We start from the raw sequence: 16032 nt of genomic DNA on the forward strand, positions 1-16032 counted from the left end.
CGCCCGCGTCGGATCGATACAAATATATATAGTTCCACTTCAATCGTGAAAATATATATATTTGTTTGACAAGACCTCCGACCCTCGCCATCATCCACGCACGCCGCCGAGGAGGGCGGTAACGCTCGTCAAGTTCTGGGAGGGATGTATGAGCAAGAGCACTTGGCTTTCGGGGTTGGTCGTCGCCGGCGCAATGGCATGGGGAATGAGCATCGCCGCCGCCGATCCGATCCGCATCGGTATCGCCAATTTCGGTGAACATCCGCAATTGAACGCGTCGATCGCCGGTTTCAAGAAGGCGCTGGCCGAGAACGGCTTCGTCGAAGGCAAGGATGTGGTCTATACCGAGAGCCACACCAACTTCGACGCTTCGCTCGTGCCGCAGATGATTGCCAAGCTGCAGGCCGAACAGCCGAAGCTGGTCTATACGATCACCACGCCCGTCTCGCAGATCGCCAAGAAGGCGCTTGCCGGTTCCGGTATTCCGGTCGTCTTTTCGGCCGTTACCGATCCGGTTGCCGCGAAGCTCGTTCCATCCTGGGAGGCGGGTGACGAAGGGATGACCGGCGCGACGGACCTTCAGGACGTGGCCGCCGTGATGGCCTTTACCCGTAAGCTCCTGCCGGACGCCAAGCGCTTCGGCGTGCCGTACAACCCGGGTGAAGCGAACGACACCGCGCTGCTCGACAAGATCAAGGAAGCAGCCCCTGCCGCCGGCTTCGAGGTCGTGGAGGTCGGCGTCGACAACGTCAATGACATCCAGCAGCGCATCGCCTCCTTCGCCGGCAAGGCTGATGTGATCTACACGCCTGCATCGAACCTGCTGCAACCGGCGATCGGCGCCGTTTCGGCGGCCGCACGCCAGGCGCAGATCCCGATCGTCAATTCCGATGACGGCGCCGTCCGCGATGGCGTCGTGCCGGCAAGCTTTGCGGTCAACTACGAGCAGGTCGGCGTCAACGCCGGCAAGATTGCCGCCCAGATCCTCAAGGGTACGGACCCGAAGACGATTGCGCCGTCGCGCCCGGCCTATGAAGATCACGCACCGCTGATCTCGAAGAAGGCGGCGGCGGCCTTCGGCATCGAGGTGCCGGCAGCGCTCGCCACCGAGTGCAACTGCGTCGTCGACTGATTTCCAGTTGGTCTCAACAGTGACGGCGTTAAGGGCGCCGTCACTCGATCATTAGGGGGAGCCAATGCTGGAAATCAGATCGGCCCGCAAGGTTTTCTACAAGGGGCAGGCGGACGAAAAGGTCGCGCTGGACGGCCTGGACCTGCATCTCAAGACAGGCGAATTCGGAGTCGTCATCGGCTCGAACGGCGCCGGCAAGAGCAGCATGCTCAATGCCATCTCGGGTGCATTGGTGCTCGATAGCGGCCAGATCGTCATCAATGGCGACGACGTGACCGCAACGCCCGTGCACAAGCGCGCGATGCGGCTTGCCCGCGTCTTCCAGGACCCGATGCGCGGCACCGCCGCCAGCATGACGGTGGCGGAAAACATGCTGCTTGCCGAACTGCGCAGCAACAAGCGGACCCTGCGCCGCGGGCTGAACCCTACGCGGCTTGCCACTTACAAGGAGCGCCTGTCGCTGCTCGGGCTCGGCCTCGAAAGCCGTCTCGACACGCGGGTGGAGTTGCTCTCCGGCGGCCAGCGGCAATCGCTGTCGCTGATCATGGCGGTCGGCGGTGAGCCAGAGTTGCTGCTGCTCGACGAGCACACCGCGGCCCTTGATCCACGCACCGCCGATATCGTCATGCAGGCGACGATCCGTGCGGTCGAGGCCTTGAAGCTGACGACGCTGATGGTGACGCACAACATGCAGCACGCGGTGGACTTTGGCCACAAGGTCATCATGCTTGATGCCGGGCGCGTGCGTCTCGAAATCGACGGCAAGGACAAGGCCCAGACGACGGTGCCAGACCTGATCGGCCATTTCTCCGTCAAAACCGACCGCATGTTCCTGGCGAGCTGACGATCATGGATATTCTTCAAAACACCCTCGCGAGCTTCATCTCGCTCGTTCCCGTGACGCTGGCGCAGAGCCTGATCCTCGCCTTCGTCGTGCTCGGGATCATGATCCCGTTCCGCATGCTGAGCTTTCCTGATCTCACCAGCGAGGGCGCGTTCCCGCTCGGCGGCTGCGTCTGCGGCGTGCTGATGGCGGCCGGCATGTCGCCGCTTGCCGCAATCGCCATCGCGCTCGTCGCCGGCTTCGTCGCCGGCTGCTGCACGGCCTTCATTCATCTGCGGTTCCGGATCCACACGCTGCTTGCCGGCATCCTGATGATGACGATGCTCTATTCGATCAATCTCAGGATCATGGGCCGATCGAACCTTTCGGTCTTCGGCGCGTCGACGGTGTTCGACTGGGCGCCGGGGCTGCAGCCGGGCTTTCCGGCAAGCAAGATCGTCGTCGCCGGGCTGATCGCGCTCATCGTCTTCTTCCTGCTCTATCACTTCTTCCGGACGGAGAAGGGCACGGCCGTGCGCGCCGTCGGCGCCAATCCCGATATGGCCGAAGCGCAAGGCATCAATGTCTGGCTGGCGACGATCGGCGGTGTCGGTCTTGCAGGCGCGTTTTCGGCTGCAGGCGGCGCGCTGATGGTGCAGTCGCAGGGCTTTGCCGACGTCAACATGGGGCTCGGCATCCTGATCAACGGCCTTGCGGCGCTCATGATCGGCGAGGCGATCGTCGGCAAGCAAAATGTGCTGCGCCAGCTCGCAGCCCCCTTTGTCGGCGCGATCGTCTACTACCAGCTCGTCTCCTTCTGCCTGGCGGCCGGCATGCCGCCGCCGGACCTGAAACTTGCGACCGGCCTGTTCGTTCTGGCCATGCTGGCTCTTCCGAGCCTCAAGCGAAGCCGCGGGCCCGCACCCGCCCGCGAAACCGTTCGCGAATAATGAGGATCCCTTCATGAATGCAGTTCCTGATCTTGCCGCGATAAAGGCCATGGATGCGGCCGACGTGCTTAAGGCGATGCGTGAGCGTTTCATCCTGCCGCCGGGTCTCATCTATCTCGACGGCAATTCGCTCGGCGTTGCCTCGACTGCCGCCTTCGACGAGCTTCAGAAGGCCGCGACCGTGGAATGGGGGCAGGACCTCATCCGTAGCTGGAATACCGCCGGCTGGTTCGACATGCCGCTTGCGCTCGGCGATCGGGTCGGGCGGCTGATCGGGGCGTCCGCCGGCCAGACGGTCGTTTGCGACACGACGTCGATCAACATCTACAAGGCGCTGCATGCGGCGATGGCCCTGCGGCCCGACCGGTCGGTGATCGTCAGCGAGGGCGGCAGTTTCCCGACCGATCTCTACATGGCCGAAGGAGTGGTCTCGACGCGCCCCGGTGCTTCTCTCAGGCTCGAAGGGGTCGATGCGCCCGAGATCGAGGACCTGATCGACGGCAGCGTCGCCGTCGTTCTGGTCAACCATGTGAACTACAAGTCTGGTGAATTGCGTGACATGGCGGTGTTGACCCGCAAGGCGCACGAACACGGCGCGCTAGTCATTTGGGATCTCTGCCATACGGCCGGCGCCCTGCCGGTCGATCTCGACGGCGCCAATGTCGATTTCGCCGTCGGTTGCACCTACAAGTATCTGAACGGCGGCCCCGGAGCCCCTGCCTTCATCTACGCCGCCGCCCGGCATCACAGCGATATCCACCAGCCGCTCAGCGGCTGGTGGGGCCACGCCCGACCCTTCGCCTTCGAAAAGCATTATGCCGCTGGCGAGGGCATTCGACGTTTCCTCTGCGGCACGCAGCCGATCCTGTCGCTGCGGGCGCTGAAGGGCGCGCTCGACGTCTGGGACGAGGTCGACATGAAGGCGCTGCGCGAGAAGAGCATCCGCCTCACGGACCTCTTCATCGCGTTGGTCGAGGCGAAATGCGGTGCTTATGGGCTGGAGCTCGAAAGCCCGCGCGACGGCGTCAAGCGCGGCAGCCAGGTGTCGTTCAGCCACCCTCACGCTTACGAGATCATGCAGGCGCTGATTGCCCGTGACGTCATCGGCGATTTCCGCGCGCCCACCACGATGCGCTTCGGCTTCACGCCGCTCTATGTGAGCTATGCCGACGTCTGGCAGGCGGTTGAGATTCTGGAAGAGATCCTCAGCACCGGTGCATGGCAGGATGCGCGTTTCGCGGTCCGTGCAGCCGTGACCTGATTGATGGCGCTGACGAACTGTTCAGACGCAGACTAAGGTCGCCGCCCAGCAGCGGACTGGTTCAGGGTCACTGTGCAGAAGGTGAGAGGACGGCGAACGGGGGACTTAAGCAATGATCGCGCCATACCGTCCGACCCCGGATGAAATCGCCGAAGCCCGCAAGCGTATTGCGCCGCACTTTGAGCGCACGCCGCTGGTCAGGCTCGACCTCGGATTTCCCGACCGGCAGATCTTCTTGAAACTGGAGACGCTGTCTCCGATTGGCGCCTTCAAGCTTCGCCCGGCGCTGAATGCAGTCTTGTCGCGCGATCCGGTCGATCTGCGGCAGGGCGTGGCGGTCACCAGTTCCGGCAACATGGCCTATGGCATGGCTTGGGCGGCACGGCTCGTCGGCGTGCCCATGGTTGCCTACATGTATCGCGGCGCGCCGCAGACCAAGGTCGACGGCGTGCGCGCGCTTGGCGGCGAGGTGCGCTTCGTCACCCAAGAGACGTGGTGGGACTATATCACCGGCGCGGACCGGCCGGATGCACCGGAACTGCTGATCAATCCAGTGACTGATCAGGCCGTGCTTGCCGGCAACGCTTCCATCGGCATGGAAATCACCGAGGATCTGCCCGATGTTGACGTGGTGCTCACCCCCTTTGGCGGTGGCAGCATGACCACGGGGATTGCAAGCGCCGTCAAGACCGCTTCTGACGGTTGCCGGGTCTTTGCGGTCGAGGATGACAGCGCCGCCCCGGTTTCGGCGGCCCTTGCCGCTGGCCAAATCGTGACGATCGAAACCCGACCGTCCTTCATCAAGAGCATCGGCGCGCCGTCGCTGGTGCCGCAGCTTTGGCCGGTGGCGCGCGACCTGATCGACGGTGCGATTGCCGTCAGCCCGGGGCATGTGTGCGACGCGATGCGGCTATTGTTCAAGAAGGCTAAGATCGTCGCCGAGGGCGCGGGTGCTGCCTCGCTTGCCGCAGCCATCGCCAGGCCGGATCTCAAGGGAAACATCGTCTGCGTTATCTCGGGCGGCAACATCGATGCTATCACCTATTCCACCGTGCTCGGCGGGGGCATCCCCGCAGCCTGAGCGACTGGCTCAAACGCCGAGATAGCAGTCCTGAAGTTCTGGCGTCAGCGCGGCTGGAGCGCCCTCGAACACCGTCGCACCTTTTTCCAGGACGAAGCAGCGGTCGGCGACCGGCAGTAGTTCCGAAAGCGTCTTGTCGACGACGAGGATCGATTGCCCCGCTGCCTTGAGCGTGCGGATCGCCGACCAGATGTCCTGGCGGATGACCGGCGCCAGCCCTTCGGTTGCCTCATCGAGAATGAGCAGGCTGGGATTGGTCATCAAGGCACGGCCGATCGCCAGCATCTGCTGCTCGCCGCCCGAAAGCGTATTGGCATATTGGTCGCGCCGCTCGCCGAGGCGGGGAAAGAGTGCGGTCACTTTCTCGAAGGTCCACCCTTTGCCGCGGGCGGTGGCGACAAGGTTTTCCATGACGGTCAGATTGGGAAAGCAGCGTCGTCCTTCGGGCACAAGCCCAAGGCCGAGTCTTGCGATCCGGTGCGGCCGCAGGCCGGAGATCGTCTTGCCGGCAAAGGAGATGACGCCGGAGCGTGGGCGCACGAGGCCAAGGATCGAATTGATCGTCGTCGTCTTGCCCATGCCATTGCGGCCCATGAGCGCGACCACCTCGCCCTCCCGTACATCGAGGCTGACACCGAAAAGCGCCTGGGAAGCCCCGTAAAAAGTTTCGAGGCCCTTGATTTCGAGCAGGCTCACGCGGCTTCTCCCAGATAGGCCCGGCGGACTTCCGGGTCGCTGCGGATCTCATCGACCGTGCCTGACGCGATGATGCGACCATAGACGAGCACGGAGATCCGGTCGGCGAGCGCAAAGACCGCATCCATATCGTGTTCCACCAGCAGCATCGGCGCTTCGTGGCGCAAGCCGTCGAGGAACGTCATCAACCGCTTCGAGCCCTCCGGTCCCATGCCGGCCATCGGCTCGTCGAAGAGAAACGCCTTGGGCGACAGCGCCAGCGCGATGGCGATTTCGAGTTGTCGGCGTTCACCGTGCGAGAGTTCGGCCGCCGGCACATGGGCGCGCGCGGCAAGCTCGACGCGCTCCAGCATGGCCATCGCCGGTTCGATCAGCTCCTTGTCGCGGGTCACCTGGCGGAAGAAGCGAAAGCTGCTGCCCTCGCGCGCCTGCACCGCCAGCATGACATTGCGAAGGGCCGAAAACTCCTGCGCGAGCGACGAGATCTGGAAGCTGCGCGCGAGGCCAAGCCGGGCGCGCGCGGCCATGTCGAGGCCGCCGATATCCTGGCCGAGAAAGCGGATGGTGCCGCTATCGGCTTTCAGCGAGCCGGCGATCTGGTTGATCAGCGTGCTTTTTCCGGCGCCGTTCGGGCCGATCAGCGCGTGGATCTGGCCCGGGCGAAGCTCGAGGCTGACGCCGTCGGTCGCCTTCAGCGCGCCGAAGGATTTGCGGAGATCGCGGATTTCGAGAACGGGCTCAGGCATGGCGCGGCTTTCCGGAGAGGAGACCCAGTAGACCGCCGCGGGCAAAGAGCACGATGCCGAGCAGGATGAGGCCGAGGAAGAACTGCCAGCGCTCGGTGATGCCGCCGAGCACATATTCGAAGAAGACGAAGATCATCGCGCCGGCGACCGGTCCGAACAACCGGCCCTTGCCGCCAAGAATGATCAGCACGATCAGCTCGCCCGACATGTGCCAGGAGAGCATCGAGGGGCCGACGAAGCGGTTGAGATCGGCATAGAGCGCCCCGGCAAAGCCGGTGATCATCGCCGAGACCGCAAAGGCGGCGAGGCGGATATGGAAGGGCGCGATGCCGACGGCTGCAAGGCGGGTTCCGTTCTGTCTTGCCGCCTGCAGCGCGCTGCCGAAGCGCGAGCCTTCGACCACACGGAACAGAAGAAGGGCTGCCATCAGCGCCGCGTAGCAGATCAGGAAATAGGGCAGGGGTTTGGCGGTGTTGACACCGGGAAAGGCATTGCGCATCGACATTGAGAGACCATCCTCGCCACCATAGGCCGGCCAGGAGATCGCGAAATAATAGATCATCTGCGCAAAGGCGAGCGTAATCATGATGAAATAGACGCCTGAGGTGCGCAGGCTGATCGCACCGATCGGCAATGCGATCAGACCGGCGACGGCGATCGCCGTAATCCAGATGAGCGGCATCGACGACGTTGCGGGGATGTTGGCGAAGAGCGGTTCTGCATTGAAGGCGTGGGTCGCGAGGATGCCGGCGACGTAACCGCCGAGGCCGAAGAAGGCGGCATGCCCGAAGGAGAGCAGCCCCCCGAGCCCAAGCGCGAGATTAAGGCCGACGGCGGCGAGCGCCAGCACGACGACGCGGGTCGCGAGCGTCACGTAGAACGGTTCGCCCAGGCCGGCGGCCAGAAGCGGTGTGCCGAGAAGCAGAAGGGCGAGCAGCAGGTTGACGGTGGTTTCGCGGCTCATCGGGACCTCACGATTGCGCCGCAAACAGGCCGCTCGGCCTGAAGGCGAGGATCAGGGCCATGACCACATAGATCAGCATCGAGGCGAGTGCTGCGCCGATCGTCGTCGCCTGCGACGCGGGCATGGTGAGCGCCAGCAGCGAGGGAAGCAGGAAGCGGCCCATCGTGTCGACGACGCCGACGATCACCGCGCCGACGAGCGCGCCCTTGATCGAGCCGATGCCGCCGATGACGATGACGACGAAGGCCAGGATCAGCACCGGCTCGCCCATGCCGACCTGTACCGACTGCAGCGCCCCGACCAGGGCGCCGGCAAGGCCCGCGAGTGCTGCGCCAAGCGCGAAGACGACCGTATAGAGCGTGCCGATGTCGACGCCGAGCGCCCCGATCATCTCGCGGTCGGACTCGCCCGCCCGGATGCGCATGCCGAGACGCGTCCTGGATATCAGCAGGTAGAGACCGACGGCCACCGCGATGCCGACACCGATGATAGCCAGGCGATAAAGCTGGTACTGGCCGCCGCCCGGGAGCGGCACCGCACCCTGCAGCAAAGGCGGTATGTCGAGATAGAGCGGGAACGAGCCGAAGAGCCAGCGCGCGCCCTCGGACAAGATCAGGATCAGCGCAAAGGTGGCAAGCACCTGGTCGAGATGATCACGGTCGTAGAGCCTGCGGATGACCGCGACCTCGATGATCGCACCGACGCCGGCGGCGGCGGCGAGGCTGGCGATCAGACCGATCCAGAAGGAGCCGGTGGCCGCAGCGACGGTCGCACAGGCGAAGGCGCCGATCATGTAAAGCGAGCCGTGGGCAAGGTTGATCAGGCCCATGACGCCGAAAATCAGGGTCAGGCCGGCGGCCATCAGAAACAGCATCACACCGAGCTGAAGCCCGTTAAGCAGTTGTTCGATCAGGAGTGCGGTGAACAAGAGACCGGTCCAAGTTTGATGTCGGGAGGACATGGATCATCGGCCGGATGCCGGCATCAGGGCCGTGCATCCGGGCGACGACGGGTGCTGGCATCACATGCTGCACTTCTCGGCGTAGGCGTCCTTATGATCTTCGAAGGCCGTGGCGATGATCTTGTTGGTCAGCACACCATCGGCTTCCTTCACCACCTCGCGCACATAAATGTTCTGGATCGGGTGGTTGTTGTTGTTGAAGACGAACTTGCCGCGCACCGACTGGAAGTCAGCCGCCTTGAGTGCCGCGCGGAAGGCGTCCTTATCCTTGACGCTCGCCTTCGAAAGCGCGGCAAGGATCAGGTTGGCCGTATCCCAGCTTTGCGCCGCATAGATCGAGGGCAGGCGCTTGTACTCGGCCTTGAAGGCTTCGACGAACTTCTTGTTGGCCTCGTTGTCGAGGTCCTTCGACCAGGTCGCCGAGTTCTTGACGCCAAGCGCGGCATCGCCGATTGCCGGCAGAACGTCTTGGCTGAAGGAGAAGCCGGGGCCCATGACCGGGATGTTCACGCCCGACTGGGCATATTGCTTCATGAAGGCGATACCCATGCCGCCGGGCAGGAAGAAGTAGACACTATCGGCGCCGGATGCACGGATCTGGGCGATTTCGGCGGCGTAATCCGTCTGGCCGACCTGCGTGTAGATCTCGCCGGCGAGGCTGCCCTTATAGTAGCGCTTGAAGCCAGTCAGCGCGTCCTTGCCGGCTGGATAGTTGGGCGCCAGGATGAAGGCGTTCTTGTAGTCCTTGTTGGCGTATTGCCCCATCGCCTCGTGGAAATTGTCGTTCTGGTAGGCGACGTTGAAATAGTTCGGGTTGCAGTTCGCGCCGGCAAGCGCGGACGGGCCGGCATTGGGCGAGAGATAGATCACATCCTGCGCAACCGTGTTCGGCACGACGGCCATGGCCAGGTTCGACCAGATGATCCCGGTCATGAGATCGACCTTGTCGCCCTGGATCATCTTCTCGGCGATCTGCACCGCAAGTTCCGGCTTCTGGGCATCGTCCTCGATCACCAGTTCCACGTCCTTGTTGCCCGACTGCTTGATCGCAAGCGTGAAGGCATCGCGCATGTCGATGCCGAGACCCGCGCCGCCCCCCGAAAGCGTGGTGATGACACCGATCTTCACCGGCTCGGCAAGGCTCGACGTCGCAAGCGAGAGGCCAAGAAGGCTCGCTGCCAGAATGCGGTTCATGCTGTTCTCCTCGTTTTGGGGTTCCCTTATAAATTGTGTTCTATCAGAGACCCGTGCGCACGTGCCAGAGCTCAGGGAAGAGTTCCACTTCGAGCATCTTTTTCAGATAGGACGCGCCGGATGTGCCCCCGGTTCCACGTTTCATGCCGATGATGCGTTCGACCGTTGTGACGTGGTTGAAGCGCCAGCGGCGGAAGTAATCCTCGAAATCGACCAGCTTCTCGGCGAGCTCGTAAAGCATCCAGTAGCGCTCGGGATCGCGGTAGACGGTCTGCCAGGCAGCAAAGACCTTGTCGCTTTCCGTGCGGGTTTCGCGCCACTCGGTCCGATCGGCCTCCTCGCCGACATCGAAGCCGTTGCGCGATAGCAGCCGGATCGCTTCGTCGTAGAGTGACGGCGCGGCGAGGATCGCTTCCAGCTTCTCCATGATGTCGGGCCGGTGCGCATGCGGCCCTAGCATTGCGACATTGCGGTTGCCGGCAAGGAACTCGATTGCCCGGTACTGCCAGGACTGGAAGCCGGAGGATTGGCCGAGCGATTCGCGGAACGTGGTGTATTCGCTCGGCGTCATGGTACGCAACACGTCCCAGGCGCTGTTCAATTGCTCGAAGATGCGCGCGACCCGCGTCAGCATCTTGAAGGCGGGTTCCAGCCGGTCGTCGCGGATCGAACGGACCGCGGCGTTGATCTCGTGCAGCGCGAGCTTCATCCAGAGTTCGGATGTCTGATGCTGGATGATGAACAGCATCTCGTCATGGGCCTTGGACAGCGGCTCCTGTGCGTCGAGCACTTTCTCCAGCATCAGGTAGTCGCTGTAGGACATGCGGCCCTTGAACGACATCTGGGCGCCTTCTTTCGAAGGGTCGTATGATTTGCTCATGGTTTTAGTTCTCCGACCGCAATCGGAACCGCTGGATCTTGCCCGTGGCTGTTTTCGGCAGGCTGTCCAGGAACTTTACCGATCGCGGATATTTGTAGGGCGCGATCGTCGCCTTCACGTGGTCCTGCAGGCGCTTGATCGTCGCGTCGTCCGCCGACACGCCTGATACCAGCACGACATAGGCCTCGACGATCTGGCCTCGCTCCGCATCGGGCGCGCCGACGACGGCACATTCGGCGACTTCCGGGTGGGAAATCAGGGCGGCCTCGACCTCCGGGCCGGCGATGTTGTAGCCGGCGGTGATGATCATGTCGTCTGACCGGGCGGCGAAATGGAAGAAACCGTCCTCGTCCTGGTAGAAGGCATCGCCGGTGAGGTTCCAGCCGTCGCGAACATAGTCGCGCTGGCGCGCGTCCGACATATAACGGCAGCCGGTCGGGCCGCGCACGGCAAGCTTGCCGATCGTGCCGCGGGGGACTTCGCGCATCTCGTCGTCGACGATCCGCGCTTCATAGCCGCCGACGGGTTTCCCGGTCGAGGCGGCCTTGCGGTCCTCGAAACGGTTGGAAATGAAGATGTGCAACATTTCGGTCGCGCCGATGCCGTCGAGGATCGGCTTGCCGGTCTTTGCCGTCCATTCCTCGAAGACGGGTCCCGGCAAGGTCTCGCCCGCGGAGATCGCCACGCGCAGGGAAGAGAGGTCGGCACCGTCGTCCATCGCCTTCATCATTGCCCGATAGGCGGTGGGGGCGGTAAACGAGACCGTCGCTTTGTATTTTTCGATGATCTCCACCATGTTGGCAGGCGTCGCGTGCTCGAGCAGCGTTGCCGCTGCCCCGAAACGCAAGGGGAAGATCGCAAGGCCGCCGAGGCCGAAGGTGAAGGCGAGCGGCGGCGAGCCGACGAAGATGTCGTCGGGCGTGACCCCAAGGACTTCCCTGGCGTAGCCGTCGGCGATTGCAAGCAGATCGCGATGGAAATGCATGGTTGCTTTCGGGACACCTGTCGTGCCCGAGGTGAAGCCGAGCAGTGCCACGTCGTCGCGCCCGGTATGCACTGCCTCGAAGACCACGGACTTGTCGAGCGCGATCCGGTCGAGTTCGGCGTCGTGGTTCGCGGTCCCGTCGAAGCCGATGACCTGTTTCAGAAAGCGGCTGTCCTTGGCGCAGGCGATCATCTCGTCCATCAGGCGCGTGTCGCAGAGCGCCACGCCGATCTCCGCCTTGTCGACGATCTTCGTCAGTTCGCCGGCGCGCAGCATCGGCATGGTGTTGACGACGACCGCGCCGACCTTTGTCGCCGCCAGCCAGCAGGCAACCATGGCCGGATTGTTGGCGGAGCGGATGAGCACGCGATGTCCTGGCTTTACGCCGTAGTTCTCGACGAGCGCATGGGCGAGCCGGTTTGTCCAGTCGGACAGTTCCTTATAGGTTCGGTGGCGGCCGTTGCCGATCAGCGCGGTATGGTCGCCAAAACCCTTGGCGACCATGGCATCCGTCAGTTCGACGGCGGCGTTGAGGTGGTCCGGGTAGTCGAAGCCTTCGAGAAGGAATTCCGGCCATTCTTCCGGTGGCGGCAGATGGTCGCGTGTGAATGTATCGACGTGCGAAGTCGGTCCGAGCATGTGGCGGCTGTTCCCTTGTTCAGTTCCTGCCTGTTGCGCAGGCATTTTTCAAAGCCGGCTAAATTTCTTGCGGTGGTGCGGAGCCCTGCCGTGCGAACAGGTTGCAGGCTGCGCCGCATCGTCGCCGATGGGCTGCGCCGTCGCTGCGACGACTCCAATGATCGTGATGGGCACAGCGAGACCTCCACTTCTCGGCTGAACATGGGGCAGCATCGCACCAGTCCAAAATTATTTCAAGCCTAAAGTTTTTTCCAATGACGCCATTGCGTTTCTCGCCGGGGCGGGTGATTTCTAGTGCATGGGGAGACATCGAAGGGAGGATTGCATCGATGCTGGAACACCGTGTTTCCGATTGGAACGATGCCTATGCCAATGGCGTGAACATTGCGCGGGGCGATCGGTGGCCGGAGGCATGGGCGGGGCCTGCCGAGGCATTCCGCAACGCGCTTTCGGCATCCGGGCTGGCCAAGCTTGACGTTGCCTATGGCGAGCGATCCAGAAACCGGATGGATCTGTTCTTCCCGGATGAGGCGGCGAAGGGTCTGGTCGTTTTTGTCCATGGTGGATTCTGGTTGCAGCTCGACAAAAGCTTCTGGTCGCATCTTGCCGCCGGCGCCGTCGCCCATGGCTATGCCGTTGCCATGCCGTCCTATACGCTCTGCCCGGAGATCCGCATTGCCGGGATTGTCGGGGAGGTCGCGGCGGCCATCAGCGAAGCAGCGAAACTGGTCGAGGGCCCGCTGATGCTGACCGGCCATTCGGCCGGCGGCCATCTCGCCAGCCGGATGATCACGGCGACCGCGCCGCTTTCTCCCGATGTCCAGGAGCGCATCCGCAACGTCGTCTCGATCTCGGGTGTGCATGACCTGCGCCCGATGATGTCGACCGGGATGAACGAGAAGCTGGCGATCGATGAGGCGGAGGCGCTCTCGGAAAGCCCGGCGCTGCTGCGGCCCATGCCAAATGCCCGCATCACCTGCTGGGTCGGTGGCGGCGAGCGCGCGGAATTCCTGCGCCAGAATGCGCTGCTCGCCAATATCTGGACCGGTCTCGGGGCGACCACGGCGACCGTCGTGGAGCCGGACAGGCATCACTTCAACGTCATAGATGGCCTTGCCGATGCCGCGCATCCGCTGACGAGAACCTTGCTTTCGGTGTGAGCGCGGCGCCGGACCAAGGGGATGGTCGCGAAGCCCGCATCCACGGGGCTGCGGGTGTCAGCGAATGAAGATCAGCGCCATGCCAAGAACGACGAGGGCAGCCCCGGCCCAGGCTCCCGCGGCGGGCCGCTCGCCCGTCCTCAGCCAGAGCATCGGCAGGATCATGACCGGCGAGGTCGCCGATAATGTCGATATGATGCCCACCTTGCCGCCTGAAAGCGCGAAGAGCAGCAGCGTCATCCCCATGCCAAGCGCGAGCACCCCGGTCAGCGCCGTCATTGCGGCAACCTTCAGCGTCAGTGGCGCCCTCGGTTTGACCGATGGAATCGGTAGCTGAATCAGGATGCTCAGGCAGAAGGCCGCAATGCCGACGCGCAGCATGGAGGCGACAAAAGGATCGATGCCGGCGGCCATGACCGGTCGCACGATGATCGAGCCGATCGCCTGACCGGTGGCAGCGCCGAGTCCGAGCAGCACTCCGATCCAAAGCGGCCCCTTGACCTTTTCCCATTCGTGAATCTGCGCCCGGCGCTTGCCGAAGAGAATGGCGAGAAACACGCCGGTGGCCGTCAGCGCGATGCCTCCAACCGCTGTGGGCGACAGTGTTTCGCCGAGCAGCAGCCAGCCGAGCAACGCGGCGATCGGCGCGTTGAGGGCGAAAAGGATGCCTGAGCGTCGCGGACCGAGCCGATTGAGCGCTGCAAAGAGCAGAGTGTCGCCGATGAAAATGCCGATCAAACCGGACAAAAGCAGTGGTGTGACGCTTGCTGCATGAAGCTCACGCCACGTCCCGGTGGCGAGCACATAGATTGCCAGGAGCCCCGTGACGAAGATCTGCCGAAGGCGGTTGAAGGCGGGCGCGCCCAGATGGCCGGCCGGCCCGGCCGAGATCAATCCCGTCAGGGCCCAGCAGGTCGCCGCCCCCAGCGCGGCGAGTTCATGAATTGGCATGATGTTCCGATCGGTAGACTGCGGCTTGCGAAAAAGCTCTCCTCGGCCTCCGTTAAAGCTTGAGCAAACGGCGTTCGTCCAGCGCTTTTTCAGCCGCATCAACAGGGTGTTTCATTCTGGACGGCGTTTGCGCGCTGGCGTTGATTGCGAATGCGTTTTTCTGCACTTTTCTCCAGGCGCCCGGAACGCCTGAAGCCGGCTGTCGTTAGGTTCGGACATCGAAGGAATCCGCCATGAAAAAGCTTCTGATCGCCCTTCTGGCTTTTGGCGTCGTTGCGGCTGCTGGCGGCGTGGGCCTTGGTTACCTGTCGCGACAGGAGGCAACGGTGCCGATCGAAGAGACCTATGGTCCCAACCCGGTCCTGGTCGAACCAAAGATCGAGCGCATGCCGTCCGTCAATGTCGCGGAAGCCACGCCTTGGCCCGAGGGCACGATGCCATCGGCGGCTGAGGGCCTTGCCGTCAAGGAGTTTGCAGGCCGCCTCGATCATCCGCGCTGGCTGCACGTGCTGCCGAATGGCGACGTGCTGGTCGCTGAAAGCAATGCACCGCCGCAGCCCGAGCCAGGCTTTTCCGTGCGGGCCTTTGTTGCCCAACTCATCCAGGGCAGGGCCGGTGCCCGAAGCCAGAGCGCCAATCGCATATCGCTGTTGCGCGATGCCGATGGTGACGGTGTGGCCGAAACGAAGACGCCCTTCATCAACGGGCTCAATTCGCCTTTCGGCATGGCCCTGCGCGACGGCAAGCTCTATGTCGCCAATGCCGATGCAATCGTGGCCTTTCCCTATCAGGAAGGCGCAACCGAGATTACGGCACCCGCCGAGAAGATCGTCGACCTGCCAGCCGGTCGCAACCACCACTGGACGAAGGACGTCATCGCCAGCCTGGACGGGTCGAAGCTTTATGTCACCGTCGGCTCCAATTCCAATGTCGGTGAAAACGGCATGGAGGAGGAAAAGGGACGCGCCGCCGTTCATGAGATCGACCTCTCCACCCGGAAAATGCGGCTATTCGCATCCGGGCTTCGCAATCCCAACGGCCTCTCCTGGCAGCCGGATAGCGGTGAACTGTGGGTTGCGGTCAACGAGCGCGACGAGATCGGCCCCGATCTCGTTCCCGATTACATGACCTCGGTCAAGGATGGCGCCTTCTATGGCTGGCCCTATAGCTGGTATGGCCAACATGTCGACGAGCGGGTCAAGCCGCAGGCTCCCGAACTGGTGGCGCGCGCGATCAAGCCGGACTATGCGCTCGGCCCCCACACCGCCTCTCTCGGCCTGACCTTCAACACCGGCGACCTCTTCGGCCCCGACATGAAGAATGGCGCTTTCGTAGGCCAGCATGGCTCGTGGAACCGGATCCCGCGCAGCGGCTACAAGGTGATTTTCGTGCCTTTCAACAACGGAAAGCCGTCCGGCCCGCCGCGGGATATCCTGACGGGATTCCTGACCGACGACGGCAAGGCGCTGGGGCGGCCGGTCGGTGTCGCGATCGCTAGAGACGGTGCGCTGCTGGTTGCCGACGATGTCGGCAACAAGGTGTGGAGGGTCGCGCCCGCATCCTGAGCGATCTCGCGACGAAGGGTCGGTGGACAAATGTGCAACTATTT

Annotated in this window: 15 protein-coding genes; 7 read left to right on the top strand and 8 right to left on the bottom strand. The window is 63.3% G+C overall.

All coding sequences use genetic code 11. The annotated features are described in order from the left end of the window. Positions 1 to 148 precede the first annotated feature (148 nt). The 5 genes from AC1Z3V_RS08475 to AC1Z3V_RS08495 all read left to right on the top strand — a co-directional run bounded on the left by AC1Z3V_RS08475 (position 149) and on the right by AC1Z3V_RS08495 (position 5247). The gene (locus tag AC1Z3V_RS08475; RefSeq protein WP_483498301.1) at positions 149 to 1132 is read left to right on the top strand and encodes an ABC transporter substrate-binding protein; all 984 of its coding nucleotides are present in this window, start codon (positions 149 to 151) and stop codon (positions 1130 to 1132) included. 64 nt (positions 1133 to 1196) lie between these two features. Beyond that, positions 1197 to 1976, top strand: coding sequence for an ABC transporter ATP-binding protein (locus tag AC1Z3V_RS08480; RefSeq protein ID WP_483498302.1), 780 nt, complete (start codon positions 1197 to 1199; stop codon positions 1974 to 1976). A gap of 5 nt (positions 1977 to 1981) precedes the next feature. Further along, the gene (locus AC1Z3V_RS08485) at positions 1982 to 2905 is read left to right on the top strand and encodes an ABC transporter permease (RefSeq protein WP_483498303.1); all 924 of its coding nucleotides are present in this window, start codon (positions 1982 to 1984) and stop codon (positions 2903 to 2905) included. 13 nt (positions 2906 to 2918) lie between these two features. Beyond that, positions 2919 to 4166, top strand: a complete 1248-nt coding sequence (kynU, locus tag AC1Z3V_RS08490; protein WP_483498304.1) for a kynureninase — start codon at positions 2919 to 2921, stop codon at positions 4164 to 4166. Between the two features lie 112 nt (positions 4167 to 4278). Further along, positions 4279 to 5247 (top strand): threonine ammonia-lyase, encoded by a 969-nt coding sequence (locus AC1Z3V_RS08495; protein ID WP_483498305.1) that lies wholly within the window; start codon positions 4279 to 4281, stop codon positions 5245 to 5247. A 9-nt stretch (positions 5248 to 5256) separates the two neighbouring features. Here AC1Z3V_RS08495 and AC1Z3V_RS08500 read toward each other — a convergent pair whose 3' ends face one another. The 7 genes from AC1Z3V_RS08500 to AC1Z3V_RS08530 all read right to left on the bottom strand — a co-directional run bounded on the left by AC1Z3V_RS08500 (position 5257) and on the right by AC1Z3V_RS08530 (position 12312). Then, positions 5257 to 5943 (bottom strand): ABC transporter ATP-binding protein, encoded by a 687-nt coding sequence (locus AC1Z3V_RS08500; RefSeq protein WP_483498306.1) that lies wholly within the window; start codon positions 5941 to 5943, stop codon positions 5257 to 5259. After that, entirely contained in the window at positions 5940 to 6689 is a 750-nt protein-coding gene (locus AC1Z3V_RS08505) for an ABC transporter ATP-binding protein (protein WP_483498307.1), read from the bottom strand. The genes AC1Z3V_RS08500 and AC1Z3V_RS08505 overlap by 4 nt, the downstream gene beginning before the upstream one ends. Then, positions 6682 to 7653 carry a branched-chain amino acid ABC transporter permease gene (locus AC1Z3V_RS08510; RefSeq protein ID WP_483498308.1) on the bottom strand — a complete coding sequence of 324 codons (972 nt, stop codon included), beginning with the start codon at positions 7651 to 7653 and terminating at the stop codon, positions 6682 to 6684. Before AC1Z3V_RS08510 ends, AC1Z3V_RS08505 begins: the two co-directional genes overlap by 8 nt. Before the next feature lie 7 nt (positions 7654 to 7660). Next, entirely contained in the window at positions 7661 to 8581 is a 921-nt protein-coding gene (locus AC1Z3V_RS08515) for a branched-chain amino acid ABC transporter permease (protein ID WP_429809552.1), read from the bottom strand. 93 nt (positions 8582 to 8674) lie between these two features. Further along, on the bottom strand, positions 8675 to 9808 hold the full coding sequence (locus AC1Z3V_RS08520) for an ABC transporter substrate-binding protein (protein WP_483498309.1): 1134 nt from the start codon (positions 9806 to 9808) through the stop codon (positions 8675 to 8677). A gap of 43 nt (positions 9809 to 9851) precedes the next feature. Beyond that, positions 9852 to 10688 carry a tryptophan 2,3-dioxygenase gene (gene kynA / locus AC1Z3V_RS08525; protein WP_483498310.1) on the bottom strand — a complete coding sequence of 279 codons (837 nt, stop codon included), beginning with the start codon at positions 10686 to 10688 and terminating at the stop codon, positions 9852 to 9854. A 4-nt stretch (positions 10689 to 10692) separates the two neighbouring features. After that, a complete protein-coding gene (locus AC1Z3V_RS08530; RefSeq protein ID WP_483498311.1) occupies positions 10693 to 12312 on the bottom strand; it encodes a benzoate-CoA ligase family protein in 1620 nt (539 codons plus the stop codon). A gap of 329 nt (positions 12313 to 12641) precedes the next feature. Between AC1Z3V_RS08530 and AC1Z3V_RS08535 the strand changes: the two genes are divergently transcribed. Further along, the gene (locus tag AC1Z3V_RS08535) at positions 12642 to 13472 is read left to right on the top strand and encodes an alpha/beta hydrolase (RefSeq protein WP_429809560.1); all 831 of its coding nucleotides are present in this window, start codon (positions 12642 to 12644) and stop codon (positions 13470 to 13472) included. Between the two features lie 57 nt (positions 13473 to 13529). On the opposite strand, the gene AC1Z3V_RS08540 is transcribed toward AC1Z3V_RS08535, so the two are convergent. Then, a complete protein-coding gene (locus AC1Z3V_RS08540) occupies positions 13530 to 14423 on the bottom strand; it encodes a DMT family transporter (protein WP_429809561.1) in 894 nt (297 codons plus the stop codon). A 233-nt stretch (positions 14424 to 14656) separates the two neighbouring features. Here AC1Z3V_RS08540 and AC1Z3V_RS08545 point away from each other — a divergent pair, with 233 nt between their 5' ends. Further along, on the top strand, positions 14657 to 15988 hold the full coding sequence (locus AC1Z3V_RS08545) for a PQQ-dependent sugar dehydrogenase (protein WP_483498312.1): 1332 nt from the start codon (positions 14657 to 14659) through the stop codon (positions 15986 to 15988). Positions 15989 to 16032: the final 44 nt, after the last annotated feature.

The sequence above is a fragment of the Ensifer sp. 38_S197 genome (genome assembly GCF_056924495.1).